Genomic DNA, 26221 nt, shown 5'->3' with positions numbered 1-26221 from the left:
GGCGCACAAACTATGTTAGCGCGTAGCCGCAATCCCTTCCTGCTTCTGGACATCGCATGACCGACCATCCGCGCCGCGTGACCCGCGCCCTGCTTTCCGTTTCCGACAAGACCGGGCTGATCGATTTCGCCAAAGCCCTCGCCGCCCACGGCGTCGAACTCGTCTCCACCGGCGGCACCGCCAGGGCGATCGCGGATGCGGGCCTGAAGGTGATGGACGTCTCCGACCTCACCGGTTTTCCGGAAATGATGGACGGCCGGGTCAAGACGCTGCATCCGAAGGTACATGGCGGCCTTTTGGCGATCCGCGACAATGCCGACCATGCGAGATCAATGAAGGATCACGGCATCGCGCCGATCGACCTTCTGGTGGTCAATCTCTATCCATTTGAAGCCACCGTCGCAAAGGGCGCTACCGAAGAGGATTGCATCGAGAACATCGACATCGGCGGACCGGCGATGATCCGCGCCGCCGCGAAGAACCATGGCGACGTCGCCGTCGTCGTCGAAGCCTCCGACTATCAGGCCGTGCTCGACGAACTCACCGCCCACAAGGGCGCGACCACGCTGTCGCTGCGCAAGCGGCTCGCGGCGAAGGCCTATGCGCGCACCGCAGCCTATGACGCGGCGATCTCGAACTGGTTCTCGGCCGAACTGAAGATCGACGCGCCGGATTTCCGCGCCATCGGCGGGCGGCTCGCGGAAGCACTCCGTTACGGCGAGAACCCGCACCAGAGTGCGGCGTTCTATGTCAGCGCGGAAGCGCGCCCCGGCGTCGCCACCGCGCGGCAGGTGCAGGGCAAGCAGCTCTCCTACAACAACATCAACGACACCGACGCCGCTTACGAATGCGTTGCGGAATTCGATCCGGCGAAAAGTGCTGCCTGCGTCATCGTCAAGCACGCCAACCCGTGCGGCGTCGCCGAGGCCGATGACATCGTCAGCGCCTACAAGAAGGCGCTGGCCTGCGATTCCACCTCCGCATTCGGCGGCATCGTCGCGGTCAACCGTCCGCTCGACGCGGAGGCCGCGCGCGCCATCACCGGCATCTTCACCGAGGTCATCATCGCGCCCGACGCTAGCGAAGAGGCCATCCAGATCATCGCGGCGAAGAAGAATTTGCGGCTGCTGCTTGCGGGAAAACTGCCGGACCCGCGTGCAAAGGGTTTCATCGCCAAGACGGTCGCGGGCGGGATGCTGGTGCAGTCGCGCGACAACGCCGTGGTCGACGACATGACGCTGACCACTGTCACGAAGCGCGCGCCGACCAATGCCGAGCTTGCGGATTTGCGCTTCGCCTTCCGCGTCGCCAAGCATGTGAAGTCGAATACGATTGTCTATGCCAAGGATCTCGCCACCGTCGGCGTCGGCGCGGGCCAGATGAGCCGGGTCGATTCTGCACGCATCGCCGCGCGCAAGGCGCAGGACGCGGCGAAAGAACTGGGCCTTTCAGACCCGCTGACCAAAGGCTCGGTGGTGGCCTCGGATGCCTTCTTCCCGTTCGCCGATGGCTTGCTCGTGGCCATCGAGGCCGGGGCCACGGCGGTGATCCAGCCCGGCGGCTCGATGCGCGACGCCGAAGTGATCGCAGCAGCCGACGAGCACGGCATCGCCATGGTGTTCACCGGCACGCGGCACTTCAAGCATTAGGGCCGCGCGGGCTCCTTCACCCGCGACAGCAGCGCAAGCCCCGCCACAAAGAACACGATCAGCACCGCCATGCCGGCCTTCTGGCTGGCGGTGATCGCGGTGACGACGCTGACCGCGAGCGGCGCGAAGAACGACGTCACTTTTCCCGACAGCGCGAACAGCCCGAAGAACTGCGTGATGCGCTCATGCGGCGCCAAACGAATCAGTAGTGTGCGCGACGCCGCCTGCAACGGCCCCGCCGCGAAACCGATGAACAGTCCGAGCCCGAGATAGGCTTTCTCGGCGGGTGCTGCGAACAATCCGCCGCCCGGCGCGGGAGGGGTGACTTTCATGACAAAGAACAGCGTGTCGCGGTCGATCGAGAGAATCGCGAGAATCGCCAGCAACAAAATCACCATCGCGCCAATGATGACGGTCTTCGGTCCCAACAGATCGTCGAGCTTGCCGCCGATCCATGCGCCCAGCGTGCCGCTCACCGCGAGCAGAATGCCGAAGGTGCCGATCTGGATGGTCTGCCAGCCGAACGTGCCCGCCGCATAGATGCCGCCGAACGCGAACAGCGCCACCAGCGCGTCGGTGTAGACCATGTTGGCGATCAGGAACGTCGCCATGTTGGGCTGTGACGGCAGCGCGCGCAGCGTCTGGCGCAATTCGCGCAAACCTTCGCGCACCGCACCGAGCGCGGGTGTCTTCGAGGCGTGATCCGGCGTCAACAGAAACATCGGCAGCACGAACACGACGAACCACACCGCGGTGAGCGGTCCCGAGATGCGGTCGCCTTCATGCGTCAAGGGATCGAGCCCGAACAATGGCGTCAGCCCGAACAGCGTGCGCCCGGTCGCCTCATTGGCAGCGAGAAAGCCCAGCACCAGAACGAGACTGACGATGCCGCCGATGTAGCCCGTCGCCCAGCCGGTGCCGGAGAGGCGGCCGATTTTCTCCGGCGGCACCAGATACGGCATCATCGCATTGTTGAACACGGTCGCGAATTCCGCGCCGATAGTCGCGATGCCGAACGCGACCAGCACCGGCACGATTACCGAGGGATCTCCGGGCCTGCCGATCCACATCAGCGAGGAGCCGATCACCAGCAGCGCGCCGAACGCCGCGATCCACGGTTTGCGCCGCCCGCCCGCATCCGCGATGGCGCCCAAGACCGGCGACAGAAACGCGATCAGGAATCCGGCGATGGATGTGGCGAAGCCCCACAGCGACTGGCCGGTGGCGGGATCGGGCGCGACGCGGGTGGCAAAATAGGGCGCGAACACGAAGGTGGTAATCAGGGTGAAATAAGGCTGCGCCGCCCAGTCGAAGAAAATCCATCCGATCACCGCCGAGCGCGGCGGATAGGTACGCTGCATGGCTGGCGCAAGGCCTGATGCGGCTGACGTCATCTTCACCTTCATGTTCGTTGGCGTGAACGCGTGGGCGGGTTAGCCTGTCGCCATCTTATAGATCAATTCGCGATGATTATCGCGTTCTGACATTCCCCGAAACAGGAAGCTGCCATTTGAGCCGTTTCATTCTCGCCTTGCTGCTGATCCTCGTGCCCTCCATCGGGTCGGCGCAGGATGCCCGCATCTCGTCGCTGCCGATGCACGCGCAGCCGGCGTCCGCCCGCCATGGCATGGTGGTGGCGCAGGAAAAGATCGCGGCGAAAATCGGCGCCGATGTGCTCAGGCACGGCGGCAACGCGGTGGACGCCGCGGTCGCGACCGCCTTCGCGATGGCGGTGACCTATCCGCGCGCGGGCAATATCGGCGGCGGCGGCTTCATGGTGATCCATCTGGCGCGCGAGAACAAAGACCTCGCGCTGGATTACCGCGAGACCGCACCCGCCGCCGCCACGCCGACGATGTTTCTCGGGCCGGACGGCAAACCAGATGCAGCAAAATCGCGCGACGGCGCGCTCGGCATCGGCGTGCCGGGCACGGTCGCGGGACTGACTGACGCGCTGCAACGCTATGGCTCGGGCAATTTCACCCTGCGCGAATTGCTGCTGCCCGCGATCAGGCTCGCGCGTGACGGATTTGTGATCACCGACGATATCGCCGACACGCTGCCCGATGCGCGCAAGCGGTTCGCGCCATGGCCGTCGAGCGCCGCGCTTCTCGCGCGCGCGGACGGCACGCCGCTGCGCGAAGGCGATAAACTTATTCAACCCGATCTTGCGAACACGCTGCAAGCCATCGCCGATCATGGAACGGACGGCTTTTACGATGGACCGGTCGCGCAAAAGCTCGCGAGCGCCATTCAGGCGGCGGGCGGCATCGTCACCCGCGACGACCTGAAAGCCTATCGCCCGGTCTGGCGCGAGCCGGTGCGCGGAAGCTATCGCGGCTATGACATCGTCTCGATGCCGCTGCCCTCCTCCGGCGGCACGGTGCTGATCGAAACGCTGAACATTCTGGAAGGCTTCGATCTGCACAAGATGGGCGCGCAGACGCCCGCCTCGCTGCATGTGCTGATCGAGGCGATGAAACGCGCCTATGCCGACCGCGCGCGCTATCTCGGCGATCCGGCTTTCAGCAAAGCGCCGCTGACACGATTGCTCTCAAAAGATTACGCCGCGCAACTGCGCGCCGATATCAGCCCCGATAAATCGACGGCGGTGAAGGCGGCCGCCGCGCAGCCGCATGAAGGCACCAACACCACGCATTTCTCTGTGGTGGACGCGCAAGGCAACGCGGTCAGCAACACCTATACGCTGAATTTCAGCTACGGCGTCGGCCTCATCGCGGAGGGCACCGGCGTGCTGCTCAACAACGAGCTGGACGATTTCACCGCCGCGCCGGGCGCATCCAATGCCTATGGCCTCGTCGGCTATGAAGCCAACCTGCCCGGCCCCGGCAAGCGGCCGTTGTCGTCCATGACCCCGACCATCGTGCTGAAGGATGGCAGGCCCGTGCTCGTCACCGGCTCGCCCGGCGGCAGCCGCATCATCTCAACCACGCTTCAGGTCATCGTCAACACGCTCGACTATCGCATGAACATCGCGCAGGCGGTCAGCCTGCCACGGTTGCATCATCAGTGGATGCCGGACGAAGTGCGGATCGAACACGGTTTTCCGCAGGCGACGCGCGATGCGTTGCGCGCCATGGGCCATACGCTCGTGACGCCGATGGGCCAGACCTCGGCGAATTCGATTGCGGCTTCGAAAGACGGCTGGCTCGGCGCGGCCGACCCGCGCACGCGCGGCGCGGAGGCGGCGGGTTATTAAGCAAATTCGGGAGGCCACATGACATCCCTCAAAGGCAAGACGCTGTTCATCACCGGCGGCAGCCGGGGCATCGGCCTTGCGATCGCCAGGCGCGCGGCGCGCGACGGCGCCAATATCGCCATCGCCGCGAAGACCACGACGCCGCAACAGAGGCTCGAAGGCACGATTTTCACGGCCGCGAAGGAGATCGAACAGGCGGGCGGCCGCGCGTTGCCCGTCGCCTGCGATATCCGCGACGAGGCGCAGGTGATCGCCGCCGTCGATCAGACCGTGAATGAGTTCGGCGGCATCGATATCTGCATCAACAACGCCAGCGCCATCAGTCTCACGCCGGTGCAGGCGACCGAGATGAAACGTTTCGACCTGATGATGGCGATCAATACGCGAGGCACGTTTCTGGTTTCCAAGACCTGCATCCCGCATTTGAAGACAGCCGCGAACCCGCACATCCTGATGCTGTCGCCGCCGCTCGACATGCGGGAGAAATGGTTCGCGCCCTCGACCGCCTACACCATGGCGAAATTCGGCATGAGCATGTGCGTGCTCGGCCTCGCCGGCGAACTGAAGGACGACGGCATCGCGGTCAACGCGCTGTGGCCACGCACCACGATTGCCACCGCAGCGGTCGGCAACCTGCTCGGCGGCGAGGCGATGGTGCGCGCCAGCCGCAAACCGCAGATCGTGGCGGACGCCGCGCACGTCATTCTCACCAGGCCGGCGCGAGATTTCACCGGACACTTCTGCATCGACGACAAAGTGCTCGCCGCCGAAGGCGTCACCGATTTCGAGCCTTATAGAGTCGATGCCTCGGTGCCGCTGATGCCGGACCTTTTCGTGCCGGACGACGACACCCCGCCGCCGGGCGTCGTGCTCGGCAAGCTACCGGGCCTTCCAAAATAATACCCGGATAATATTGACAGCTTAATTTTACCCGGGTATATCATCGGCATCGTCACAACCATTCGGTTTGTCATGCCTTTTGCCCAGATTATCGCGTTCGACGAAGACCGCTGCGTCGCCTCCGGCGACATCGTGGACGTCGCCGCGCGGGTCAAACAGATCCTGTCGCCCCAGAGCCGGATCCTGCTGTTCGACCTTGAGACCAGCCGCCCGGTCGAAATCGACTTTCGCGGCTCGGTCGCGGACGTCACCATGCGGCTCAAAAACACATTGTCTCCCGAACCGGCCCCGCGCGGGCCGGGCCGGCCGAAACTCGGCGTCGTCGCCCGCGAGGTCACGCTATTGCCGCGCCACTGGGAATGGCTCGCCGCGCAACCCGGCGGCGCGTCGGTCACGCTGCGAAAGCTGATCGAGGACGCGCGGCGCAAGACCGCCGCCAAAGATGAAGCACGCGAGCGCCAGGAATCGGTGCATCGTTTTCTGTCGGCCATCGCGGGCAACAAGCCGCATTACGAGGATGTGCTCCGCGCGCTCTACGCCAATGACGGCGCGCGCTTTCATGCGCTGATCGCGGACTGGCCGACGGACGTGCGCCGCCACGTCGAGCGGCTGGCGTCGGATCTGTTCGACGGAGCTTCCGTCTCCGCAACGATCTAGGGCAACGCGCTGCCGATGAATTGCAGCACGATCTCGCGGCGGTGCGGCTGCGCGCGATGCTCGATCAAATAGATGCCCTGCCATGTGCCTAGCATCATCTCCGCGCTCTCCACCGGCACCTGCACGCTGCATGACGTCAGCATGGTCTTGATGTGGGCGGGCATGTCGTCGGGGCCTTCGCTGCCGTGAATCCAGCCGCCGTTTTCCGGCGCGAGACGGTCGAGCGCATCGGCGAGGTCGGTCAGCACGTCGGGATCGGCATTTTCCTGAATCGTGAGCGATGCCGAGGTGTGGCGCACAAACAGCGTCAGTGCGCCGGCCGCCGCCTGCGCCTCCCGCAGAAAATCGCGAGCTTCGGCGGTGATGTCGAAGAAGCCGCGCCCCGGCGTCTTCACCGTCAGCGCGGATGTGACGATCAGCCCGGGCTTGACGGTAGCAATGCGCGAGCGGTGTCCGCTGATTTTCATGACCTTCCGATCCTTGCGAGCGTTGCTTCATCAAACCGTCCGCCGAAATATTTTTCAATCGCCTCGTGAAACAGGCTGTGGCCCTTCGCCACCTGCGCGAACAATGTCATCGACGAGCCGAATTTGAGATCGTCGGGCGAGCCGAAGATGCCGTGCGCGGACTTTCCGCCAACCGCATTGACCAGCGCCGTGCATTCCTCCAATCGCCCGCCGAGCAAGGGATGCTTCAGATAGGCCGCCGCTTCCTCGCGCGAGGCGATGGCGTATTTCTGCGCCATCGCGCTGTGGCCGAGGCCCTCGATCTGCGGAAACACGAACCACATCCAGTGCGTGCGTTTTAGTCCGGCGCGCAATTCACAGAGGACCCGGTCGTAAAGCGGCCACTGCGCATCGATGAAGCGTTGCAGCTCTCCCGCATCCCGTCCCGCCATGGCCTTGCCTCCGGTCTCGCCGATAATAACGCCGAAGGAACCAAAAGTCGGGTACGCAAAAACGACGAAGCCGCCTTGCGGCGGCTTGCGTGGTTGCCAATTTTCTTCGCATGGCTGGAAGATTCTGGAGCGGGCGAAGGGATTCGAACCCTCGACCCCGACCTTGGCAAGGTCGTGCTCTACCCCTGAGCTACACCCGCATCAGAAATGGGCGGCTCGCGCCGCCGGGCGCAACCTATGCCAAACCCCGCGTGGCAATGCAACAGAGAAAGCCGGTCTTTTTGACCCCGGCATGGGCTTTAAGTTCATGTTCGGGAACGATTTCAAGCGCTTCCCCGATTGAAATCGTCACTTTCGCCGCCATTTTAGGACCGGGCATGGTAAACGTGCCCGACCACAGCCATCAGCCGGGATGAAACGACGTGACGATACTCGATAACGACGCCGCCACAGGCGCTGGACCGGACCTCATCAAGGACACCACAACGCAGACCTTCGTGCAGGACGTGATCGAGGAATCCAAGCGCCAGCCGGTGCTGATCGATTTCTGGGCCCCATGGTGCGGCCCGTGCAAGCAGCTCACGCCGATCATCGAGAAGGCGGTGCGCGCCGCCAAAGGCAAGGTCAAGCTCGTCAAGATGAACATCGACGATCATCCGGCGATCCCGGGGCAGATGGGCATCCAGTCGATTCCGGCAGTGATCGCCTTCGTCAATGGTCAGCCCGCCGACGGCTTCATGGGCGCGCAGCCGGAAAGCCAGATCAACGCCTTCATCGACAAGCTGACCAAGGGCATGCCGGGCGGCGACGCCGACCTGATCGCGGAAGCGGAGGCGCATCTGGCCGAGGGCGACGCCGCCACCGCCGCCGAGATCTATGCCGAAGTGCTGGCGCAGGATTCAACCAGCGTTCCGGCGATGGCCGGGCTGGCGCGCTGTTATGTCGTCGCGGGCTCGCTCGAGCAGGCCAAACAGACGCTCGCCATGGTGCCGGAGGCGAAGCGCAATGATGCCGCCGTTGCCGCCGCGCAGTCGATGCTCGATCTCGCCGAGCAGGCGCAATCGGTCGGCCCGGTCGCGGAGCTTGAGCAGAAGGTCGCCGCCAATCCGCTCGACCATCAGGCGCGCTACGATCTCGCCATCGCGCTGAACGCCAAGAACGCACGCGGCGACGCCGCCAATCATCTGCTGGAAATCGTCAGGCGCGACCGCAAGTGGAACGAGGACGGCGCGCGCAAACAGCTTCTGCAATTCTTCGAGGCATGGGGCGGCGAGGACGAGGCCACCGTGGATGCCCGCAAGCGCCTGTCCACCATTCTGTTCTCGTGATCGCGCAAAGCTGGCGGGGATCAGTCGAATGGCCATCAATTCCGAATATCACGGGCCGGGCGATCTTCCCGAAACCATCCCGGTGTTTCCGCTCTCCGGCGCGCTGTTGCTGCCGCGCGGGCAGATGCCGCTGAACATTTTCGAGCCGCGCTATCTCGAAATGGTGGACGACGCCCTGCGCGACGGCCACCGCATGATCGGCATCATCCAGCCCGACGCCGCGCATTCGCAAAGCGAGGAGCATCCGAAACTGTTTCGCGTCGGCTGCGTCGGCCGCATCACGCAGTTCGGCGAGACCGGCGACGGGCGCTACATTCTCGAACTGACGGGCATCGCGCGCTTTCAGGTGGTCGATGAACTGACGGTGCTGACGCCCTATCGCCAGTGCAAGGTCGATTTCTTTCCCTTCATCGACGATTTCGTCGCGCGCAAGGGCGAGGACGAGGTCGACCGCGACGCCGTGCTCGACACCCTCACCAAATTCCTCAAGGCCAACTCGCTGAAGGTGGACTGGGACGGCATCCGCGCAGCGCCCAACGAGGCGCTGGTCAACGCGCTGGCGATGATGTCGCCTTACGGCCCCGCCGAGAAGCAGGCGCTGCTGGAAGCGCCCGACCTCAAGACCCGCGCCGAAATCCTGATCGCGGTGACGCAGATGGACCTCGCCAAGAAGCAGACCTCGGGCGATCCGCCGGTGCAATAATTTTCGTTTGATGTGATGGACCGAACATGACGACCAACATTCCGCCCGCGAGCGATTCCGATCCCGTCGACTCCAAGCTGCTGGAAATTCTGGTGTGCCCGGTGACGAAGGGCGTGCTGGAATACGACGCCGCGAAGCAGGAACTGATTTCGCGCGGCGCGAAGCTCGCTTATCCGATCCGCGACGGCATTCCGATCATGCTGCCGGAAGAAGCACGGAAGATCGACTGATCCTCACAACGCCTCGCCGCGCAGCAGGCGCGGCACGTCGCCGGTGAGGCCCGCCGCCTGACGAATGAACGCGTTTTTCAGCGGCGGCATCCGATCGACGAGCCCAAGCCCGATATCGCGCACCGCGCGCAGCGGCGCGAAATCGTTCGAGAACATCCCGTTCAGGACATTGGTCGCAAACCCCATCGCCATGGTGTCGAACCGCCGCCAGCGCTGATAGTTTTCCAGCACGGCGGCGCCGCCGAAATCGGTGCCGAGCCGCGCCGCATCGACCACGACTTCCGCCAATGCGGCGACATCCTTCAGCCCCATATTGAGGCCCTGTCCCGCGATGGGATGGATGACGTGCGCGGCGTCGCCGACCAGCGCCAGACGATCCGCGATGAACGATCGCGCCACGAAATAGCCGAGCGGAAACGTGCGCGGTCTGTCGAGCACTTCCAATTCGCCGAGATGCAGGCCGAAGCGCGTCTCAAGCTCCGCCTTGAACTCATCCGCGCCGAGCGCGACGATCCGCGCGGCCTCTTTCGGCTGCTCGGTCCAGACCAGTGACGAGCGCCTGCCGGTGAGCGGCAAAATCGCGAACGGACCCGCCGGGAGAAAATGTTCTTCGGCGCGGCCTTCGTGCTCGCGCTCGTGCCCGACCGTGACGACGATGGCGGACTGATCGTAATCCCAGCCATGGGTGGCGATGCCGGCGCGCTGGCGCAGTTTCGAGCGCGCGCCGTCGGCCGCCGCCAATAGCCGCGCCGAAACGATGTCGCCGCCACCGAACACGACCTGCACGCCGTCGTCGTTCGCCTCATACGCGGCCACGGTATCGCTGCGCAGTTCGACGCCGCCCGCCTCGGCGTGATTGGTCAGCGCATCGATCAGGTGACGGTTCTCGACCATGTGCGCGAACGGCTCGCCGCCCGCGACTTCTCCTGAAAAAGTGAGAAACGCCGGCCGCGTCGCATCGCGCAATTTCGAATCCGTCACGACCATGTCGAGGATCGGTTGCGCGGTCGGCGCGACCTCGCCCCACACACCGAGCGCCTCGAACAGGCGGCGGCATGCCGCAACGATGGCGGAGGCGCGTTGATCGCGGCTCGGCCGCACGGCGAAAGCCGGGTCCGCGACGATCACTGGAATCTCCGGTCCCAGTCCCTGACGCAATGCGAGCGCGAGCGACAGCCCGGCCAGCCCGCCGCCGCCAATCACGATGCCCTGGTGTGTGCCCTGCGGTTTCGCCATCACTCTTTTCACCAATTGCCGTTACATCAACGCGCGAGACCGCTTGCGGAGCCCGGCCTTGAGCGTTTTATAGCGTGTTTATAGTCTGTTGCCTTCCCTGCGGATACCTCCGCGGCACCGTCATCCGCGCCGGACGCGCGCAAAAGGTCACGCCATGCCCGCTTCCCTTGCCGACCTGATCTCGATTCTCGATCTTGAGACGCTGGGGAACGACAGATTCCGCGGCTTCAGCCCGCAAAGCGGCTGGCAGCGCGTGTTCGGCGGTCAGGTCGTCGGCCAGTCGCTGGTCGCGGCCTGCCGCACGGTAGAGGGACGGCTGCCGCATTCGCTGCATGCCTATTTCATCCTGCCCGGCGATCCCGCCGTTCCGATCGAGTATGACGTGGCGCGGCTGCGCGACGGCGGCAGCTTTTCCACCCGCCGCGTCATCGCCTCGCAGAAGGGCGCCGAAATCTTTTCCATGATCGCCTCGTTCCATGTGCACGAGGACAGCATCTTCGAGCATCAGGCTTTGATGCCGCCGGTGCCATCGCCGGATGACGTGAGAACGCTCGATCTGCACAAACTGCTCGATGAAAAGCAGCGTAGCGAGATGCCGAACTTCATCCGCCGCTTTTTCGAGGCCGAGATGCCGTTCGAACTGCGCCCGACCAATCTGAAACGATATGTCGGCGAGACAATCGACGATGGCCATGTCACCATCTGGCTGAAGGCGGCAAAGCGGCTGCCGGACGATCCGGCCCTGCACATGTGCGCGCTGGCCTATGCGTCCGACTTCTCGCTGCTCGACGCCGCGCTGGCATGTTACGGCCGCACCGTGTTCGAGAACGGCATCACCGCCGCAAGCCTCGACCATGCGCTGTGGTTTCACCGCCCCTTCCGCGCCGACGAATGGCTGCTCTATTCCCAGGACAGCCCGAACGCCCGTGAAGGGCTCGGCTTCTCTCGCGGCGAGATCTTCCGGGCCGACGGCACGCTGGTCGCCTCCGTGGCGCAGGAAGGCTCAATCAGGGTGCGGCGGCCGAAACCGGCCGGCTGAGCCGACTGCCCTTTTTTTAATCACCCGATCTTCGGACGGCCGATGAATTCGATGGCACAGGTCCGCGCGCTTTTGTAAAGACGCGGAACCGCTTGCAGCAGAAGGACCGGCGTGCCCATGAAGCTCGTGACCGCGATCATCAAGCCATTCAAGCTCGACGAGGTGCGTCAGGCCCTCACCAACATCGGCATCCACGGGATGACCGTCACCGAGGTGAAGGGATACGGCCGCCAGAAAGGCCACACCGAGATTTATCGCGGTGCCGAATACGCCGTGCATTTCCTGCCCAAGCTGAGGATCGAAGTCGCGGTCACCAGCGAGCTCGCCGACAAGACGGTCGAGATCATCACCGGCAGCGCGCGCACCGGACAGATCGGTGACGGCAAAGTGTTCGTGACGCCCATCGAAAACGCGGTACGCATCCGGACCGGCGAAACCGACGCCGACGCCCTCTAGACCGCCCGCCCTGCTTCATTTCAAACGACTGCCGGAACCTTCCCATGACGATTTCTTGGCTTCGTAACCGCACCGCCGCAACCGGCTTTGGCGCGCTGATCCTTTCCGCACTGGCAAGCCCCGCTTTCGCGCAAAGCGGCGGGACCGGAATCAACACCAGCGATACCGCCTGGATGATCGTCGCCACCGCCTTCGTGCTGATGATGACGGTGCCCGGCCTTGCACTGTTCTATGCGGGCATGGTGCGCAAGAAGAACGTGCTGGCGACGATGGCGCAAAGCCTCGGCGCGGTCGCTGCGATTTCGATCCTGTGGGTCGCCTACGGCTACAGCCTGACCTTCGTCGGCGGCGGTAGCGGCCTCGGCACGCTGCAACGCTTCATGCTCTCGGGCATGACGATGGACAGCATCAACCCGCTCGCCAAAACTATTCCTGAATCGCTGTTCGTGCTCTACCAGATGACGTTCGGCGTGATCGCGGTTGCGCTGATCGCGGGCTCGGTCGCCGACCGGATGCGCTTCTCGTCCTACATGCTGTTCTGCGCCGGCTGGTTCACCATCGCCTATATTCCGCTGGCGCACTGGATCTGGGGCGGCGGCTTTCTCGGCCAGCTCGGCGTGCTGGATTTCGCGGGCGGCCTCGTCATTCATCTGAGCGCGGGCAGCGCCGGTCTTGTCGCGGCCATCATGCTCGGCAGCCGCCGCGGCTATGGCTCCGAGAATCTCGCGCCTCACGATCTGTCGCTCGCGGTGATCGGCACCGGACTGTTGTGGGTCGGCTGGTTCGGCTTCAACGGCGGTTCGGCATTGCAGGCGAATTCGCGCGCGGTGATGGCGATCCTCTCGACCCATCTCGCCGCCTGCGCGGGCGCGCTGACATGGAGCGCGATCGAGTGGATCAAGCGCCGCAAGCCCTCCGTGCTCGGCATGATCTCCGGCGCGGTCGCGGGGCTTGGCACCATCACGCCCGCGTCGGGCTTCGTCACGCCCGGCGAAGGCATCCTGATCGGATTGATCGCGGGCGGCGTGTGCTACTGGGCCTGCACCAGCCTCAAGCATCGTTACAAATACGACGATACGCTCGACGTGTTCGGCATTCACGGCATCGGCGGACTGATCGGCACGCTCCTGACCGGCGTGTTCGCCACGCAGGCGATCGGCGGCGTTCCGGGATTGCTGGAAGGCAACCCGCATCTCCTGCTGGCGCAGATCGTCGGCGTCGTTGTCACCATCGTCTGGTCCGGCGGCTCGACCTGGGTGCTCTTGAAGCTGATCGACACGCGGGTGCCGGTCCGGGTCTCGCACGAGCACGAGGTCGAGGGCCTCGACATCACCCAGCACGGCGAAGCGTTGCAGTAATTTTCCAAGGCCACTTTTCCTGAGCCCACGGCTCCCTCCGGACCATCCTTGGCTGCGGGGCGGCTTTTTTAAGAATGTCGTAACCCGCTGCCCGCCGTCTGTGCAGCTTTGCGGCGGATTTCTGTCCTGCCTATTTTGCAGGCTTCACTGTCGCTGTTTTGAGCGGCTGATTGTGCGGTGCCGTTCCCTCGCCTTGCACCCCGACAAAATCATCTGATTTTCCAAAGCGATAGCGCGCAGGCGCGCTCTGGCACAGCTTTTGATTCGTCATGTTCCGGCGGGTGCCCGCGAAGTGTCCTTCTTCGCGCGGTGAGTCCCGATCGAAAGCGCCCGGCACGCCGGGCCAAGCGGGGAACAGACATGAAGATCGTGATGGCTGTCATCAAGCCGTTCAAGCTGGAAGAGGTCCGCGATGCCCTGACCGCCATCGGCGTTCATGGCCTCACGGTCACGGAAGTGAAGGGGTATGGCCGCCAGAAGGGCCACACCGAAATCTATCGCGGCGCCGAATACGCCGTGAGTTTCCTGCCCAAGATCAAGATCGAGGTCGCGGTCGCCGATGCCCAGGTCGACCGCACCATCGAGGCCATCACCTCTGCCGCCAAGACCGGCCAGATCGGCGACGGCAAGATTTTCGTCACCGGCCTCGAACACGCGGTGCGCATCCGCACCGGCGAAGCCGATGACGCAGCCCTCTGATCTCCACGCCTTTCATCCCATTCAATCAGGAGTCTCCACCATGAGTTTTCACCGTCCCGCACGTCTGGGATCGGCCGCACTGATCGCAGCAATCGCCGTGATCGGATGCACCGGCATAGCCTTTGCCGCCGACGCGCCCGTTCCCAACAAGGGCGATACCGCCTGGATGCTCGTCAGCTCGCTGCTCGTGCTGATGATGTCGATCCCCGGCCTTGCCCTGTTCTACGGCGGCCTCGTGCGCGCCAAGAACATGCTGTCGATCCTCACGCAGGTGTTCGCCATCGTCGCGATGGTCGGCATCATCTGGACGCTTTACGGTTACTCGCTCGCCTTCACCGATGGCGGCAGCCTGACCAACTATGTCGGCGGCCTGTCGAAGGCGTTCCTCGCGGGCATCGATGCGAACTCCACCGTCGGCACCTTCTCCAACGGCGTCGTGATTCCGGAATACGCCTACATGGTGTTCCAGATGACGTTCGCGATGATCACGCCCGCGCTGATCGTCGGCGCGTTCGCCGAACGCATCAAGTTCTCGGCGGCGATGCTGTTCGTGTTCCTGTGGGTGAGCATCATCTACTTCCCGCTGGCGCACTGGGTCTGGTACGTCGCGGCGCCCGACGACATCGCGGCGGCCGCCAAGGCGGTTGCGGCGGCAACAGATGCCGCGGCAAAGGCTGCGGCGCAGGCGAAACTCGATGAACTCACCGGCGGCGTCGGCTGGCTCGCGGGCGCGGGCGCGCTCGACTTCGCGGGCGGCACCGTGGTGCACATCAACGCCGGCATCGCGGGCCTTGTCGGCGCGCTGATGATCGGCAAGCGTGTCGGTTACGGAAAAGAGATCATGGCTCCGCACTCGCTGACCATGACCATGATCGGCGCCTCGCTGCTGTGGGTCGGCTGGTTCGGCTTCAACGCGGGTTCGAACCTCGAGGCCAACGGCGGCGCGGCACTCGCCTTCGTCAACACCATGGTCGCGACCGCGGGCGCCGCGTTCTCCTGGCTGATGATGGAATGGATGGCGAAGGGCAAGCCCTCGCTGCTCGGCATCTGTTCGGGCGCGGTCGCGGGCCTTGTCGCGGTGACGCCGGCTGCGGGCTTCTGCGGCCCGATCGGCGCGCTGGTGCTCGGTCTGCTCGTCTCGCCGATCTGCCTGTTCTTCGTCTCCACGGTGAAGAACGCACTCGGCTATGACGATGCGCTCGACGTGTTCGGCGTGCACTGCATCGGCGGCATCTTCGGCGCGCTGATGACCGGCATCCTCGTCAACCCCGCGCTCGGCGGCGTCGGCATCACCGACTACACCAACATCACCGGCAACAACGCGGGCACGTACGACCTCGTCACGCAGATGATGGCGCAGGGCAAGGCGGTGATCGCCACGCTGCTGTGGTCGGGTATCGGTTCGGCGATCCTCTACAAGATCGTCGATCTGATCGTCGGCCTGCGGGTGCCGGTCGATGCCGAGCGCGAAGGTCTCGACATCACCGACCACGGCGAGCGCGCCTACAACATGTAAGCGCACGTCACAAAATCCGGTCGGGGCCTGTTTCCCGGCAACGCCCCGACCGTGGAGGGCTCCGGTTTCAAAGCCGGGGCCCTCTCTCTTTTTAACCGCAGTCCGGGCGCCTTCCGGCCGCCTTTCCCGGAGGGCTTAAAATCGCAGCGGCGCCCGATGGTTAATCGCGTCTTAACCTCAGCGCCGCTATGGTGGGACGATCCATTTCCTGATCCATTGGTGATGGCTGACTGATTGAAAGTGCTGGGCTTTTCGTAATGGTCTCGTCTGCATCCTTGCGCCCGGAGACCGCCGCCGCGCCCGCGGCCGGCGAACGCTCGCCGTTTGCCCGGCTGACGGAGCTGCTCGCGCCCTATCAGCCCGGCCAAAAGCTCATCAACCTGTCGCTCGGCGAACCGCAGCATCCGATGCCGTCCTTTGTCGGCGAGACGCTGATGCAAAGCCTCGCCGATTTCGGCCGCTATCCGGCTTCCAACGGCATTCCCGCCTTCCGCGCCGCCGCCGCCGCGTGGCTGTCGCGGCGCTACCAGCTGCCGCGCGCGGTCGACCCCGAGAGCGAGATCCTGCCGCTGAACGGCAGCCGCGAGGGACTGTTTCATGCCGCAATCGCCGCGGCCGCCTATGTCGGCAAGCGCAACGGTACGCCCGCGATCCTGATGCCGAACCCGTTCTATCCGGCTTACGCAGCAGGCGCGCGCGGCGCGGGCTGCGAGCCGGTGTTCCTGCCCGCGACGCGCGACAACGGCTTCCTGCCCGACCTCGATGCGCTCGGCGACAAGCTCTTGTCGCGCACGGTAGCGTTCTATCTCGCCTCGCCCGCGAACCCGCAAGGTTCGGTCGCAACGCCCGCCTACTTCGCGCGGTTGGCCGAACTCGCGCAGCGTCACGGCTTCATGGTGCTGAGCGACGAATGCTATTCGGAGATCTACACCCGCACGCCGCCGGGCAGCATTCTCGAAAACGCGGGTACTGATTTCAAGAACGTCGTCGCCTTCCAGTCGCTGTCGAAACGCTCGAACCTGCCGGGCCTGCGCGTCGGCTTCGTCGCGGGCGACAAGGCATTCATCCGCCGCTTCCATGAATGGCGCAACGTCGCGGCGCCTCAGGTGCCGGTGCCGTTGCAGCATGTCGGCATCGCCGCCTATGGCGACGAAGCGCATGTCGATGAAAACCGCCGCCTCTACGGGCTGAAATTCGATCACGCCGACGCCATCCTCGGCACGCGCTTCGGTTATCGCCGCCCGGCGGGCGGTTTCTGTGCCTGGCTCGACGTTTCCGCGCATGGCGGCGACGAGCAGGCCGCGATCCGGCTTTTCCGGGACGGCGGCGTGCGGGTGCTGCCCGGCAGCTATCTCGCGCGTCCCGGCGCCGACGGCTCCAATCCCGGCGCGGGCTATATCCGCGTCGCTCTGGTGCAGCCGGCCGACGCCACCAAAGAGGCGCTCACGCGCATGGTGGCTGTGTTGAACGATCACGAACCGCGGGGTTGAGGGCGGGATATGGCAATCGAACGCGTCGTTCCTCTGGTCGGACAACTCTCCGACCCCATCCGCGAGATGCTGATGCGGCGTCTGCGCGAACTGATCGGCCTTGCGGTGATCGTGTTCGCGGGCATCGTCGCCGCCGCGCTGATGACATGGTCGGTGCAGGACCCGAGCCTGAGCCACGCCACCTCCGGCAAGATCCGCAACCTGATCGGCTGGCCCGGCGCGATCGGCTCCGACCTCCTGATGCAGATTCTCGGCCTCGGCACCATCATGTTCGTGCTGCCGGTCGCGGTGTGGGGCTGGCGGCTTCTCACCCATCGTCCGTTCGACCGCGAGGCTGTGCGGATCGGCTGCTGGATCATGTGCGCGGTGCTGGCCTCGGGCTTCGCAAGTTGCTGGCCGCACAGCATGTCATGGCCGCTGCCGACCGGGCTTGGCGGCGTGGTCGGCGATGCCATCGTGCGCGTGCCCGCCGTGATATTCGGGCCGCCCGGCATTCTGTACCGGCTGTGCTTCGGCGTGCTGCTCGGCATCGGCGTCATCGTCACCTGCGCGATCGCGGGCGGTTACGGCGCGAAGGAAGCCGATCCCGAGGATGAAATATCCGCCATCGAGGACGACGAGGAAGCATTCGAGGAAGAGTCAGCACCCGGCCTGTTCTCGCTGGGCTTTATCCTGCATGCCGCGATCAGCACCAGGGCGCGGATCGGCCGCGCCCTGAAGGCGCTGTTCTCGCTCGCGGTCGGTCGCAGCGAATCCCCGCGCGGCCACTCCTTCGAGCGCACCGAACCAAACTTGCGCGGCCGTTCCAGCCCCTCGCTGGTGCCGAAGGACGTCGAAGAAGACGAAGAGGAGGACTACGAGGAAGAGGGGGAGGACGAAGAGGAGGAGGAGCCCGCTCCGCGCAAGCGCGCGGCGAAGACATCCAAATCCGCCTCGCGCAAATCGTCCGCTTTCGTGCTGCCGCCGATCTCCGTGCTGGCGACGCCGAAGGCCTCCGACCGCTTCACCCTGAGCAAGGATGAGCTTGAGGAAAATTCCCGTTCACTCGAAGGCGTGTTGCAGGATTTCGGCGTGCGTGGCGAGATCGTGAAGGCCAGTCCGGGGCCGGTGGTGACGCTGTACGAACTCGAACCCGCGCCGGGCATCAAGTCGTCGCGCGTGATCGGCCTGTCCGACGACATCGCGCGTTCGATGAGCGCGGTCTCCGCGCGCGTCGCGGTCGTGTCGGGGCGCAACGCCATCGGCATCGAGCTGCCGAACGCCAAGCGCGAGACGGTCTATCTGCGCGAACTTCTGACCTCCAAGGAAGCCACCGGCAGCACCGCGAAACTGCCGCTGTGCCTCGGCAAGACCATCGGCGGCGATCCGGTCATCGCCGATCTCGCGCGCATGCCGCATCTCTTGATCGCGGGCACCACCGGTTCGGGCAAATCGGTCGGCATCAACACCATGATCCTGTCGCTGGTCTACCGGCTGCGGCCGGACCAGTGCCGCCTGATCATGGTCGATCCGAAGATGCTCGAACTCTCTGTGTATGACGGCATCCCGCATCTGCTGACGCCGGTCGTGACCGATCCGAAGAAAGCCGTCGTCGCGCTGAAATGGGCCGTGCGCGAGATGGAGCAGCGCTACAAGAACATGGCCAAGCTCGGCGTGCGCAACATCGACGGCTACAATGCCCGCCTCGCCGAAGCGCGCGCCAAGGGCGAGGAGCTGACGCGCACCGTCCAGACCGGCTTCGACAAGGAAACCGGCAAGGCGATCTACGAGGAGGAAAAACTCGACCTCGATCCGCTGCCCTATATCGTCATCATCGTGGACGAGATGGCCGACCTGATGATGGTCGCGGGCAAGGACATCGAAGGCGCGGTGCAGCGTCTCGCGCAGATGGCGCGCGCCGCCGGTCTGCACGTCATCCTCGCGACGCAGCGTCCCTCGGTGGACGTCATCACCGGCACCATCAAGGCGAACTTCCCCACGCGCATCTCCTTCCAGGTCACCTCAAAGATCGACAGCCGCGTGCTGCTCGGCGAAATGGGCGCGGAGCAACTGCTTGGCCAGGGTGACATGCTCTACATGGCGGGCGGCGGACGCATCAGCCGCGTGCACGGCCCCTTCGTGTCGGATGAGGAAGTCGAAAAGATCGTGCGTCACCTCAAGACGCAGGGCGTGCCGGAATATCTCGAAGCGGTCACCGCCGAGGAGGAGGTTGACGAGGACGGCAACGCGGTGTTCGACAACACCAGCATGGGTGGCGGCGGCGAGGGCGATCTGTTCGCGCAGGCGGTCGCCATCGTCAAACGCGACCGCAAGGCATCCACCAGCTACATCCAGCGCAGGTTGCAGATCGGCTACAACAAGGCCGCGACGCTGATGGAGCGGATGGAGGACGCCGGCATCGTGGGGCAGGCCAATCACGCCGGAAAACGTGAGATTCTGGTGCCCGAGGAGGAAGGTTTTTGAGCACGGCGGGGCCATGGGCCGTGAAAACGCCATCACTCGCCGCTAAATAAGCAATCGATCTCCACCGTCCAGCAGGGCTTTCCTTGAAACACCAGAACGGCCTTCCTCCCATGCCCGGCACTTCCGTTTTCGCGAACTGGCAGAGCGCAGCACTCGCCATCGTTTTCGTGGCCGCGTCCGTCGCGCAAACCTATGCCGTGCCGCTGCCGCGTCCCGCGCCGAAATCGCGCGATATGCAGGTCGCGGCATCCGAACCGGCGGCACCTGCTCCGCCGGTCGCGCCAGGCAACGCGCCGCGGCAGCCGGCATCCGAGCCGATGCCGAATCCGATCATGCCGACGCTGAAGAAGCTGTTCGGCGGCGACAGTCCGGCGCCCAAGGTGCAGGCATTCGACGCCAACCAGCGCGCGCTGGCCGACAAGGTCAGCGCCTATCTGTCGTCGCTGCAAAACCTGTCGGGGAATTTCGTTCAGGTCGGTCCCGATGGCAGCCGCACCACCGGCAATTTCTATTTGCTGAAGCCCGGCAAGATCCGCTTCGAATATGACGATCCTTCGCCAATCGCGCTCGTCGCCGACGGCACCAGCGTGATCGTGCGCGACCGCCGCCTCGCGACGCAGGACGTGTATCCCCTGTCGCAGACGCCGTTACGCTACCTGCTCGCCTCGAAGCTCGATCTCTTGCGCGACACCAACGTCACCAGCATCAGCGCCGACGATCTCTATGTCAGCATCACCATCGAGGAAAAACAGGCGGTGACCGGCACCAGCCGCCTGACGCTGATGACCGGCGCCAAGGACGGCAAGCTCAAGCAGTGGACCGTGACCGACCCGCAGGGCTACGACACCACCGTCGCTGTCTATAATCTCGACACCACCAGGAAGCTCGACCCGGCGCTGTTCAAGATCGACTACACGAATTATCAGGGCGGCTCGAACTGAGGCGGCAGGCCCGGCACGGCTTTAGACATCCCGATCCGCCTGTGCGATAAGGCCCGCCTCGCCCTCGCACATCGCGCTTATGCCCTTCACGCTCACCACCTGGAATATCAATTCCGTTCGTCTGCGCATCGATCTGGTCGCCAGGTTTCTGAAAAGCCGGCGGCCAGATGTGCTGTGCCTGCAGGAAACCAAGTGCATCGACGACGCCTTTCCGCTGAAGCGGTTTCAGCGGCTCGGCTACGAGCACATCGCGCTGAACGGACAGAAGGGCTATCACGGCGTCGCCATCGTCTCGAAGCGGCCGTTCCTCTCGAAAGACGTGCGCACGTTCTGCGGCAAGGTCGATTCACGCCACATCTCGGTCGCGTTCGGCGAAAGCGCGGGTCTCGCCGCGCCGCTGGTGCTGCACAATTTCTATGTGCCCGCGGGCGGCGACATTCCCGACCCTGCCGCCAATCCGAAATTCGAGCACAAGCTCTCGTTCCTTGACGAGATGCGCGATTGCGCGCCGCTGCATCCCGGCGAGAATGCGCATCATGTCCTCGTCGGCGATCTCAACGTCGCGCCGCACGAGCATGACGTATGGTCGCACAAGCAGCTTCTCAACGTCGTCTCGCACACGCCGGTGGAATGCGAGAAACTTCTCGCCGTGCAATCGCAGGGTAACTGGATCGACATCGCGCGCCAGCGCATTCCGATGGACGAGAAGGTCTACACCTGGTGGAGCTATCGCGCCGCCGACTGGACCGTTGGCAATCGCGGCCGCAGGCTCGACCACATCTGGGTCTCGCCCGCGCTCGGCGACAAGGTCAGCGACTATAAGATCCTGCGTGATGCGCGAAGCTGGGAACGGCCCTCGGACCATGTGCCGGTGACGGCGGTGCTGGATATTTAGCGCACGCCGCGCGTCGACAGATCACACCAGCTTCGAGGTCAAACGCGCGATCGCGGTCGCCGCCGCGTTGGTGCGCGCGGCGAGATCGTCGCGAATCCGCCGCGCCGCCTCGGGATGACTTTCCAGCACGCGCTGGTATAGCGTGCGCGAGACACGCACCACCGTGGAATGCTCCAGCGCGGTCGCGGTCGCGGGACGGCGCATGTCGACGATCAGCGCCAGCTCGCCGATCAGTTCGCCGACGCCCACCACCATATCGGGGCCGTCCTCGGCGGCGACACGGAACGAGCCGCGCCGCACGACATAGCCCGCGTCGGCGATATCGTTCTGATGGAACAGCACGTCGCCATAGCCGTAGTCGCGCTGCTCCGCGCCGATCGCCAGCACCTGCAAGGCGGACATGCCGAGCAGGTTCAGCGCCGGCACGCGGGCAAGCAGAGCTATATCGTCTTCAATCGACATGAGGTCCTGGACTGTGGCCTGCGGGGCCGCGATGCGAACCCCGCATCATGCTATGCCACAGATCAGGGGACAAGTTTGTAGCCGCCGGACTCTGTCACCAGGATTTCGGGATTGGCGGCGTCCTTCTCGATCTTCTGGCGCAGCCGGTAGATATGGGTTTCCAGCGTGTGCGTGGTGACGCCGGAATTGTAACCCCACACTTCCTGCAACAGCGTCTCGCGCGTCACCGGCTGCTGGCCGGCGCGGTAGAGAAAGCGCAGGATCGCGGTCTCCTTTTCGGTCAGCCGTACCTTCTTGGCGTTGGCGCCGGTGAGCATCTTCGAGCCGGGGCGGAAGCTGTAGGGCCCGACCGTGAAAACCGCATCCTCGCTCGCCTCGTGCTGGCGCAATTGCGCGCGGATTCGCGCGAGCAGCACGGCAAAACGGAAGGGCTTCGCGACGTAATCGTTCGCACCGGATTCCAGCCCGAGAATGGTGTCGGACTCGCCGTCGTGCCCAGTTAGCATGATGATCGGCGCCTTGAAGCCGCTCTTGCGCAAGCCGCGCACCACTTCGCGCCCGTCGGTGTCGGGCAGGCCGACATCCATCAGCACGAGGTCGGGCGCTTCGGTCTTCGCCGCATGCGCGCCCTTCGCGCCGGTGTCGGCGGCAGTCGGCTCGAATTCCTCATGCAGCGCGAGCTGCTCCATCAGCGCCTCGCGCAGATCGTTGTCATCGTCCACGATCAGGATCTTGCGAGCGGTGGGCATACATTCAATCCTTTGAGACTATTGAAAATAAGAAGCTCGACCAAAGACGCTGAACCGGGGCAAAACAATGTCCGGGATAGCATTTGGCATCCGCGACGCAAGATAGGAGTTCGGCGTATTTATGAGAAGCCGAGCGAATCCATATACTTATCAGACAATCCTGCGTGATCGCCCGGTGCGGGAAATCATCATCCGGACGGCGGCCGGGAATAGGCAGCGCGGCTGGCTCCAGCTCGATGGCCGGGCCATTCCGGTGGCGCTCGGGCGCGGGGGCATCCTGACCGACAAGCGCGAGGGCGACGGCGGGACGCCGCGCGGGGTGTTTCATCCGGTGCGGCTGTGGTGGCGGGCTGACCGCCACGCGCGGCCGCGCACGGGTTTGCCCACGCGTCGCATCACCACCGTGGACGCCTGGTCGGAAGACCCTGCCGGGCGCCGCTACAACCAGCCGATCCGGATCAGGGACGGCGAGCCGGGCGACCGCCTGACGCGCGAGGATCATCTCTACGATTTCATCATCGAGATCGATCATAACACCCGCCCGACGATTCCGGGACGTGGCAGCGCCGTGTTCCTGCATCTGGCGCGTGGCAATTTCGCGCCGACCGCCGGATGCGTCGGCATGACCAAACGAGCGATGCTGCGGCTGTTGGCGCGCATCGGGTCGAAGACCCAAATCGTGATCGGGTGAGATCGTATCCGTCATTGCGAGCCAACGGGTCCGCACGAAGTGCGGCCCGATAACAGGCTCCGCGAAGCAATCCAGACCCACACATAAAAACTGGATTGCTTCGTCGCTTTGCTTCCCGCAACGGCGATTAAAAAAACTATCGTGTACCGAAAATCGCCGAGCCGACGCGGATGTGCGTCGCGCCGAATTGTATCGCCACGGCGAAGTCGGCGCTCATGCCCATCGACAGTAAATTCAAGTTGTTGCGCTTCGCGATCTTCGCGGTCAGCGCAAAATGCGGCGCGGGCGCTTCATCCACCGGCGGAATGCACATCAGCCCGGAGATGGTCAATCCATAGCGTTCGCGGCAGGCCGCGAGAAAACCGTCCGCGTCCTGCGGAATAACGCCGGCCTTCTGCGGCTCCTCGCCGGTGTTGATCTGCGCGAACAACAACGGATTTCGTTCCCGCGATTTGATTTCCTTGCTTAACGCTTCGCAAATGCTCGGGCGGTCCACTGAATGGATCGCATCGAACAGCATCACCGCTTCGCGCGCCTTGTTGGATTGCAGCGGTCCGATCAAATGCAGTTTGATGTCCGGCGTCGTCGCCACAAGCTCCGGCCATTTCGCTTTCGCTTCCTGCACGCGGTTCTCGCCGAACACGCGCTGCCCCGCTGAAATGACGGGGGAAATCGCGGCCGCATCGAAGGTCTTGGAGACCGCGATCAATTCCACCGAGGTCCGGTCCCGCCGCGCATCCGCGCAGGCGCGCGCAATCTCGCGCTCGACGGCCGCAAGGCCCTCTGGTGAATCCGGCGTTACCGAAGATGGTTTATTCTCAGTCATCCCGTTCTCGCAAATCCGGCGATAAACCCTGACTTAGATCAAATTTTATCGGATCGGAGAAATACTTCTTGAGGCCTTGGCTCTTAAATCCCGATCGGGGACAGGGAAGCTCATGTCGATTAACAGTTTCGTCGGCGATACGTCAAAGTTAAAGACGCTTGTCGGCATTCGCGCGCGCCTGATCCTGCTCGCGCTGATTCTTGTCGTGCCGATGATGCTCGACCGCGTGCGCCTGCTCGAGGAAAGCCGCCAGCAGCAGGTCCAGATCGCGAACAACGAACTCGCGGAGCTTGCGCGTCACACCGCCGACGCGCAGCGCGAAGTCATTCTCACCGTGCAGGCGGTCCTGAAGTCGTCGGCCTTCATCTATGGTCTGGCGCGCACGCCGGATCAGGCCTGCGACATCCTGCGCGCCAGCATGCGCTCGGATTTGCCCTGGATCAGAAGCATCTCGGTGGTCGGCAATTCGGGAAAAGTCTCCTGCTCGACCTCCGATCGCATCGTCGGCCTCGATCTGTCCGACCGCAGCTACATCACGCGCGCGCGAATCGCCAAGAGCTTCGTGGTCAGCGACTACATCTTCAGCCGCGCGGCCAACCTTCCCACCATCATGACCGCGCTTCCGGCCGCCAACACGATCTCCGGCGATCATTCCGTGATGATCGCCGCGATCGATCTGAAATGGATTTCGGAATTGATGCGGCGGCGGACAGATCGCGCCGGCCTTTCCGCCCTGTTTGTCGATAACAACGGCATCGTTCTCGCCGCGTCGCGCTCGCAGGATGCATCCCTGATCGGAAAACCGCTTCAGGAGCAGGCGCTGCTGACGGCGGTCGCCAATCACGAGATCGATACCGCGAAGGATTCCGGGTCTCTCCTTTTTCAGTCCAGGGACGGAAAGAAGGAAATCACCTTCGCCCGCGTCGATGGCACGCAGGCGCGCATGATCGTCTCGATCGACGAAAGCGAGCTTCTCGGCGACATCGATCGCAGCATCCGCACCGCCTACATGCAACTCGGGATTCTGGTGATGTTCGCGTTGCTCGGCGGCTGGCTCGCGGGCGAGCGGCTGATCATCCGCCCCATCGGCATCATCACCAGCCTCGCCAACCGCGTCGGACAGGGAGATCTGTCCTCGCCGGAAAACGACATCCGGCTGCCGCCGGAATTCCAGCCGCTGGCGCGCGCCTTCGGCCGCATGGCGGTGCAATTGCGCGAGCGTGAGCGCGAACTCGTGGCCACCAACGATCGCCTTCAGGTGATGGCCTCGGTGGACATGATCTCGGGCCTCGCCAACCGCCGCGGCTTGCAGAACCGGCTCGAGTTCGAATGGAAGAAGGCCGAGCAGACCGGCGGGCCGGTGTCGCTCATCATGATCGACGTCGATCATTTCAAACTGTTCAACGACACCTATGGCCATCTCGAAGGCGACAAGTGCCTGCGCCGGATCGGCGAGGTCCTGGCGGCGATTGCGGGCGAGGCGGCGGGCTTCGCCGCGCGCTACGGCGGCGAGGAATTCTGCCTGCTGCTGCCCAAGACCAACGGCATCGCCGCGATGGAGATCGGCGAACGGGTCCGTGCGGCGGTCGAAGCCCTGAACGTTCCGCATAGCATGAGCGCCTTCCAGCAGGTTACCATCAGTGCGGGCATGGCCGCCGTGGCGCCGGGACAGGCAACCTCGGTGCAGGACCTGATCGAGGCGGCGGATGCCGCCCTTTATGTCGCCAAGCATCGCGGCCGTAACAATGTGGTCGCCCATGCCCTGATCCGGGCGGACGAAAAGCCGCTGTCGCTGGCGAGCTAGACCTTCCGGAC

General features: G+C 64.3%; 25 protein-coding genes and 1 tRNA gene. 18 read left to right on the top strand and 8 right to left on the bottom strand.

Annotated elements, in window-relative coordinates; genetic code table 11:
* Positions 1-56: 56 nt before the first annotated feature.
* A complete protein-coding gene (gene purH, locus AFIC_RS01170; RefSeq protein ID WP_275247374.1) occupies positions 57-1649 on the top strand; it encodes a bifunctional phosphoribosylaminoimidazolecarboxamide formyltransferase/IMP cyclohydrolase in 1593 nt (530 codons plus the stop codon).
* On the opposite strand, the gene AFIC_RS01165 is transcribed toward purH, so the two are convergent.
* Positions 1646-3055, bottom strand: coding sequence for an MFS transporter (locus AFIC_RS01165; protein WP_420833353.1), 1410 nt, complete (start codon positions 3053-3055; stop codon positions 1646-1648). The genes purH and AFIC_RS01165 overlap by 4 nt on opposite strands.
* A 104-nt stretch (positions 3056-3159) precedes the next feature.
* Between AFIC_RS01165 and ggt the strand changes: the two genes are divergently transcribed.
* The 3 genes from ggt to AFIC_RS01150 all read left to right on the top strand — a co-directional run bounded on the left by ggt (position 3160) and on the right by AFIC_RS01150 (position 6426).
* The gene (gene ggt / locus AFIC_RS01160) at positions 3160-4869 is read left to right on the top strand and encodes a gamma-glutamyltransferase (protein WP_275247372.1); all 1710 of its coding nucleotides are present in this window, start codon (positions 3160-3162) and stop codon (positions 4867-4869) included.
* Positions 4870-4887: 18 nt separating this feature from the next.
* On the top strand, positions 4888-5769 hold the full coding sequence (locus tag AFIC_RS01155) for an SDR family oxidoreductase (protein ID WP_275247371.1): 882 nt from the start codon (positions 4888-4890) through the stop codon (positions 5767-5769).
* Positions 5770-5841: 72 nt separating this feature from the next.
* Complete coding sequence (locus tag AFIC_RS01150; RefSeq protein ID WP_275247370.1) at positions 5842-6426, top strand: DUF2239 family protein; 585 nt, start codon at positions 5842-5844, stop codon at positions 6424-6426.
* Here AFIC_RS01150 and AFIC_RS01145 read toward each other — a convergent pair.
* The 3 genes from AFIC_RS01145 to AFIC_RS01135 all read right to left on the bottom strand — a co-directional run bounded on the left by AFIC_RS01145 (position 6423) and on the right by AFIC_RS01135 (position 7524).
* Positions 6423-6893 carry a secondary thiamine-phosphate synthase enzyme YjbQ gene (locus tag AFIC_RS01145; RefSeq protein ID WP_275247369.1) on the bottom strand — a complete coding sequence of 157 codons (471 nt, stop codon included), beginning with the start codon at positions 6891-6893 and terminating at the stop codon, positions 6423-6425. The genes AFIC_RS01150 and AFIC_RS01145 overlap by 4 nt on opposite strands.
* On the bottom strand, positions 6890-7324 hold the full coding sequence (locus tag AFIC_RS01140; protein ID WP_275247368.1) for a DUF1810 domain-containing protein: 435 nt from the start codon (positions 7322-7324) through the stop codon (positions 6890-6892). The genes AFIC_RS01145 and AFIC_RS01140 overlap by 4 nt, the downstream gene beginning before the upstream one ends.
* Positions 7325-7449: 125 nt before the next feature.
* Positions 7450-7524, bottom strand: a tRNA-Gly gene (locus AFIC_RS01135).
* Between the two features lie 222 nt (positions 7525-7746).
* Here AFIC_RS01135 and trxA point away from each other — a divergent pair.
* The 3 genes from trxA to AFIC_RS01120 are packed head-to-tail and all read left to right on the top strand — an operon-like array spanning position 7747 to position 9585.
* A complete protein-coding gene (gene trxA / locus AFIC_RS01130; protein WP_275247367.1) occupies positions 7747-8652 on the top strand; it encodes a thioredoxin in 906 nt (301 codons plus the stop codon).
* A 28-nt stretch (positions 8653-8680) separates the two neighbouring features.
* Complete coding sequence (locus tag AFIC_RS01125) at positions 8681-9355, top strand: LON peptidase substrate-binding domain-containing protein (RefSeq protein WP_275247366.1); 675 nt, start codon at positions 8681-8683, stop codon at positions 9353-9355.
* Between the two features lie 26 nt (positions 9356-9381).
* The gene (locus tag AFIC_RS01120) at positions 9382-9585 is read left to right on the top strand and encodes a Trm112 family protein (RefSeq protein WP_275247365.1); all 204 of its coding nucleotides are present in this window, start codon (positions 9382-9384) and stop codon (positions 9583-9585) included.
* Between the two features lie 3 nt (positions 9586-9588).
* On the opposite strand, the gene AFIC_RS01115 is transcribed toward AFIC_RS01120, so the two are convergent.
* Positions 9589-10821 carry a ubiquinone biosynthesis hydroxylase gene (locus AFIC_RS01115; RefSeq protein WP_275247364.1) on the bottom strand — a complete coding sequence of 411 codons (1233 nt, stop codon included), beginning with the start codon at positions 10819-10821 and terminating at the stop codon, positions 9589-9591.
* A gap of 154 nt (positions 10822-10975) precedes the next feature.
* On the opposite strand from AFIC_RS01115, the gene tesB reads away from it, so the two are divergent.
* From tesB to AFIC_RS01070, 9 genes are all read left to right on the top strand, one after another.
* Entirely contained in the window at positions 10976-11860 is an 885-nt protein-coding gene (tesB, locus tag AFIC_RS01110; RefSeq protein ID WP_275247363.1) for an acyl-CoA thioesterase II, read from the top strand.
* Positions 11861-11977: 117 nt separating this feature from the next.
* The gene (locus tag AFIC_RS01105; RefSeq protein ID WP_275247362.1) at positions 11978-12316 is read left to right on the top strand and encodes a P-II family nitrogen regulator; all 339 of its coding nucleotides are present in this window, start codon (positions 11978-11980) and stop codon (positions 12314-12316) included.
* 44 nt (positions 12317-12360) lie between these two features.
* The gene (locus AFIC_RS01100) at positions 12361-13674 is read left to right on the top strand and encodes an ammonium transporter (RefSeq protein ID WP_275247361.1); all 1314 of its coding nucleotides are present in this window, start codon (positions 12361-12363) and stop codon (positions 13672-13674) included.
* A 360-nt stretch (positions 13675-14034) separates the two neighbouring features.
* On the top strand, positions 14035-14373 hold the full coding sequence (locus AFIC_RS01095; protein ID WP_275247360.1) for a P-II family nitrogen regulator: 339 nt from the start codon (positions 14035-14037) through the stop codon (positions 14371-14373).
* Positions 14374-14413: 40 nt separating this feature from the next.
* Positions 14414-15889: an ammonium transporter gene (locus tag AFIC_RS01090; RefSeq protein ID WP_275247359.1), complete on the top strand. Its 1476-nt coding sequence runs from the start codon at positions 14414-14416 to the stop codon at positions 15887-15889.
* A 257-nt stretch (positions 15890-16146) separates the two neighbouring features.
* A complete protein-coding gene (locus AFIC_RS01085; RefSeq protein ID WP_275247358.1) occupies positions 16147-17379 on the top strand; it encodes an aminotransferase class I/II-fold pyridoxal phosphate-dependent enzyme in 1233 nt (410 codons plus the stop codon).
* 9 nt (positions 17380-17388) lie between these two features.
* Complete coding sequence (locus AFIC_RS01080) at positions 17389-19842, top strand: DNA translocase FtsK 4TM domain-containing protein (protein WP_275247357.1); 2454 nt, start codon at positions 17389-17391, stop codon at positions 19840-19842.
* 110 nt (positions 19843-19952) lie between these two features.
* Entirely contained in the window at positions 19953-20783 is an 831-nt protein-coding gene (locus AFIC_RS01075) for an outer membrane lipoprotein carrier protein LolA (RefSeq protein WP_275247356.1), read from the top strand.
* Positions 20784-20862: 79 nt separating this feature from the next.
* Positions 20863-21678 carry an exodeoxyribonuclease III gene (locus AFIC_RS01070; protein WP_275247355.1) on the top strand — a complete coding sequence of 272 codons (816 nt, stop codon included), beginning with the start codon at positions 20863-20865 and terminating at the stop codon, positions 21676-21678.
* Positions 21679-21699: 21 nt separating this feature from the next.
* Here the strand turns inward: AFIC_RS01070 and AFIC_RS01065 are convergent, their stop codons facing one another.
* Both AFIC_RS01065 and AFIC_RS01060 read right to left on the bottom strand, forming a co-directional pair.
* Positions 21700-22140: a cyclic nucleotide-binding domain-containing protein gene (locus AFIC_RS01065; RefSeq protein ID WP_275247354.1), complete on the bottom strand. Its 441-nt coding sequence runs from the start codon at positions 22138-22140 to the stop codon at positions 21700-21702.
* 62 nt (positions 22141-22202) lie between these two features.
* Entirely contained in the window at positions 22203-22889 is a 687-nt protein-coding gene (locus tag AFIC_RS01060) for a response regulator transcription factor (protein WP_275247353.1), read from the bottom strand.
* Between the two features lie 121 nt (positions 22890-23010).
* On the opposite strand from AFIC_RS01060, the gene AFIC_RS01055 reads away from it, so the two are divergent.
* Positions 23011-23580: a L,D-transpeptidase family protein gene (locus AFIC_RS01055; protein WP_275247352.1), complete on the top strand. Its 570-nt coding sequence runs from the start codon at positions 23011-23013 to the stop codon at positions 23578-23580.
* Positions 23581-23716: 136 nt separating this feature from the next.
* Here the strand turns inward: AFIC_RS01055 and AFIC_RS01050 are convergent, their stop codons facing one another.
* The gene (locus tag AFIC_RS01050; protein WP_275247351.1) at positions 23717-24406 is read right to left on the bottom strand and encodes a YggS family pyridoxal phosphate-dependent enzyme; all 690 of its coding nucleotides are present in this window, start codon (positions 24404-24406) and stop codon (positions 23717-23719) included.
* Between the two features lie 112 nt (positions 24407-24518).
* On the opposite strand from AFIC_RS01050, the gene AFIC_RS01045 reads away from it, so the two are divergent.
* Entirely contained in the window at positions 24519-26210 is a 1692-nt protein-coding gene (locus AFIC_RS01045; RefSeq protein ID WP_275247350.1) for a diguanylate cyclase domain-containing protein, read from the top strand.
* Positions 26211-26221: the final 11 nt, after the last annotated feature.

The sequence above is a fragment of the [Pseudomonas] carboxydohydrogena genome (assembly GCF_029030725.1).
Classification (GTDB): domain Bacteria; phylum Pseudomonadota; class Alphaproteobacteria; order Rhizobiales; family Xanthobacteraceae; genus Afipia; species Afipia carboxydohydrogena.
The sequence above is the reverse complement of the archived record's forward strand: the minus strand, read 5'-3'. Positions and strand labels throughout refer to the sequence as shown.

Coding starts and splice junctions, on each gene's coding strand:
- AFIC_RS01065 (WP_275247354.1), bottom strand. CDS start 22,140: ATGTCGATTGAAGACGATATAGCTCTGCTTGCCCGCGTGCCGGCGCTG.
- AFIC_RS01165 (WP_420833353.1), bottom strand. CDS start 3,055: ATGAAGGTGAAGATGACGTCAGCCGCATCAGGCCTTGCGCCAGCCATG.
- AFIC_RS01055 (WP_275247352.1), top strand. CDS start 23,011: ATGAGAAGCCGAGCGAATCCATATACTTATCAGACAATCCTGCGTGAT.
- AFIC_RS01155 (WP_275247371.1), top strand. CDS start 4,888: ATGACATCCCTCAAAGGCAAGACGCTGTTCATCACCGGCGGCAGCCGG.
- AFIC_RS01050 (WP_275247351.1), bottom strand. CDS start 24,406: ATGACTGAGAATAAACCATCTTCGGTAACGCCGGATTCACCAGAGGGC.
- AFIC_RS01140 (WP_275247368.1), bottom strand. CDS start 7,324: ATGGCGGGACGGGATGCGGGAGAGCTGCAACGCTTCATCGATGCGCAG.
- AFIC_RS01090 (WP_275247359.1), top strand. CDS start 14,414: ATGAGTTTTCACCGTCCCGCACGTCTGGGATCGGCCGCACTGATCGCA.
- AFIC_RS01085 (WP_275247358.1), top strand. CDS start 16,147: ATGGTCTCGTCTGCATCCTTGCGCCCGGAGACCGCCGCCGCGCCCGCG.
- AFIC_RS01145 (WP_275247369.1), bottom strand. CDS start 6,893: ATGAAAATCAGCGGACACCGCTCGCGCATTGCTACCGTCAAGCCCGGG.
- AFIC_RS01060 (WP_275247353.1), bottom strand. CDS start 22,889: ATGCCCACCGCTCGCAAGATCCTGATCGTGGACGATGACAACGATCTG.
- AFIC_RS01080 (WP_275247357.1), top strand. CDS start 17,389: ATGGCAATCGAACGCGTCGTTCCTCTGGTCGGACAACTCTCCGACCCC.
- AFIC_RS01105 (WP_275247362.1), top strand. CDS start 11,978: ATGAAGCTCGTGACCGCGATCATCAAGCCATTCAAGCTCGACGAGGTG.
- purH (WP_275247374.1), top strand. CDS start 57: ATGACCGACCATCCGCGCCGCGTGACCCGCGCCCTGCTTTCCGTTTCC.
- AFIC_RS01125 (WP_275247366.1), top strand. CDS start 8,681: ATGGCCATCAATTCCGAATATCACGGGCCGGGCGATCTTCCCGAAACC.
- AFIC_RS01115 (WP_275247364.1), bottom strand. CDS start 10,821: ATGGCGAAACCGCAGGGCACACACCAGGGCATCGTGATTGGCGGCGGC.
- AFIC_RS01150 (WP_275247370.1), top strand. CDS start 5,842: ATGCCTTTTGCCCAGATTATCGCGTTCGACGAAGACCGCTGCGTCGCC.
- AFIC_RS01100 (WP_275247361.1), top strand. CDS start 12,361: ATGACGATTTCTTGGCTTCGTAACCGCACCGCCGCAACCGGCTTTGGC.
- AFIC_RS01120 (WP_275247365.1), top strand. CDS start 9,382: ATGACGACCAACATTCCGCCCGCGAGCGATTCCGATCCCGTCGACTCC.
- AFIC_RS01075 (WP_275247356.1), top strand. CDS start 19,953: ATGCCCGGCACTTCCGTTTTCGCGAACTGGCAGAGCGCAGCACTCGCC.
- AFIC_RS01045 (WP_275247350.1), top strand. CDS start 24,519: ATGTCGATTAACAGTTTCGTCGGCGATACGTCAAAGTTAAAGACGCTT.
- AFIC_RS01070 (WP_275247355.1), top strand. CDS start 20,863: ATGCCCTTCACGCTCACCACCTGGAATATCAATTCCGTTCGTCTGCGC.
- AFIC_RS01095 (WP_275247360.1), top strand. CDS start 14,035: ATGAAGATCGTGATGGCTGTCATCAAGCCGTTCAAGCTGGAAGAGGTC.
- tesB (WP_275247363.1), top strand. CDS start 10,976: ATGCCCGCTTCCCTTGCCGACCTGATCTCGATTCTCGATCTTGAGACG.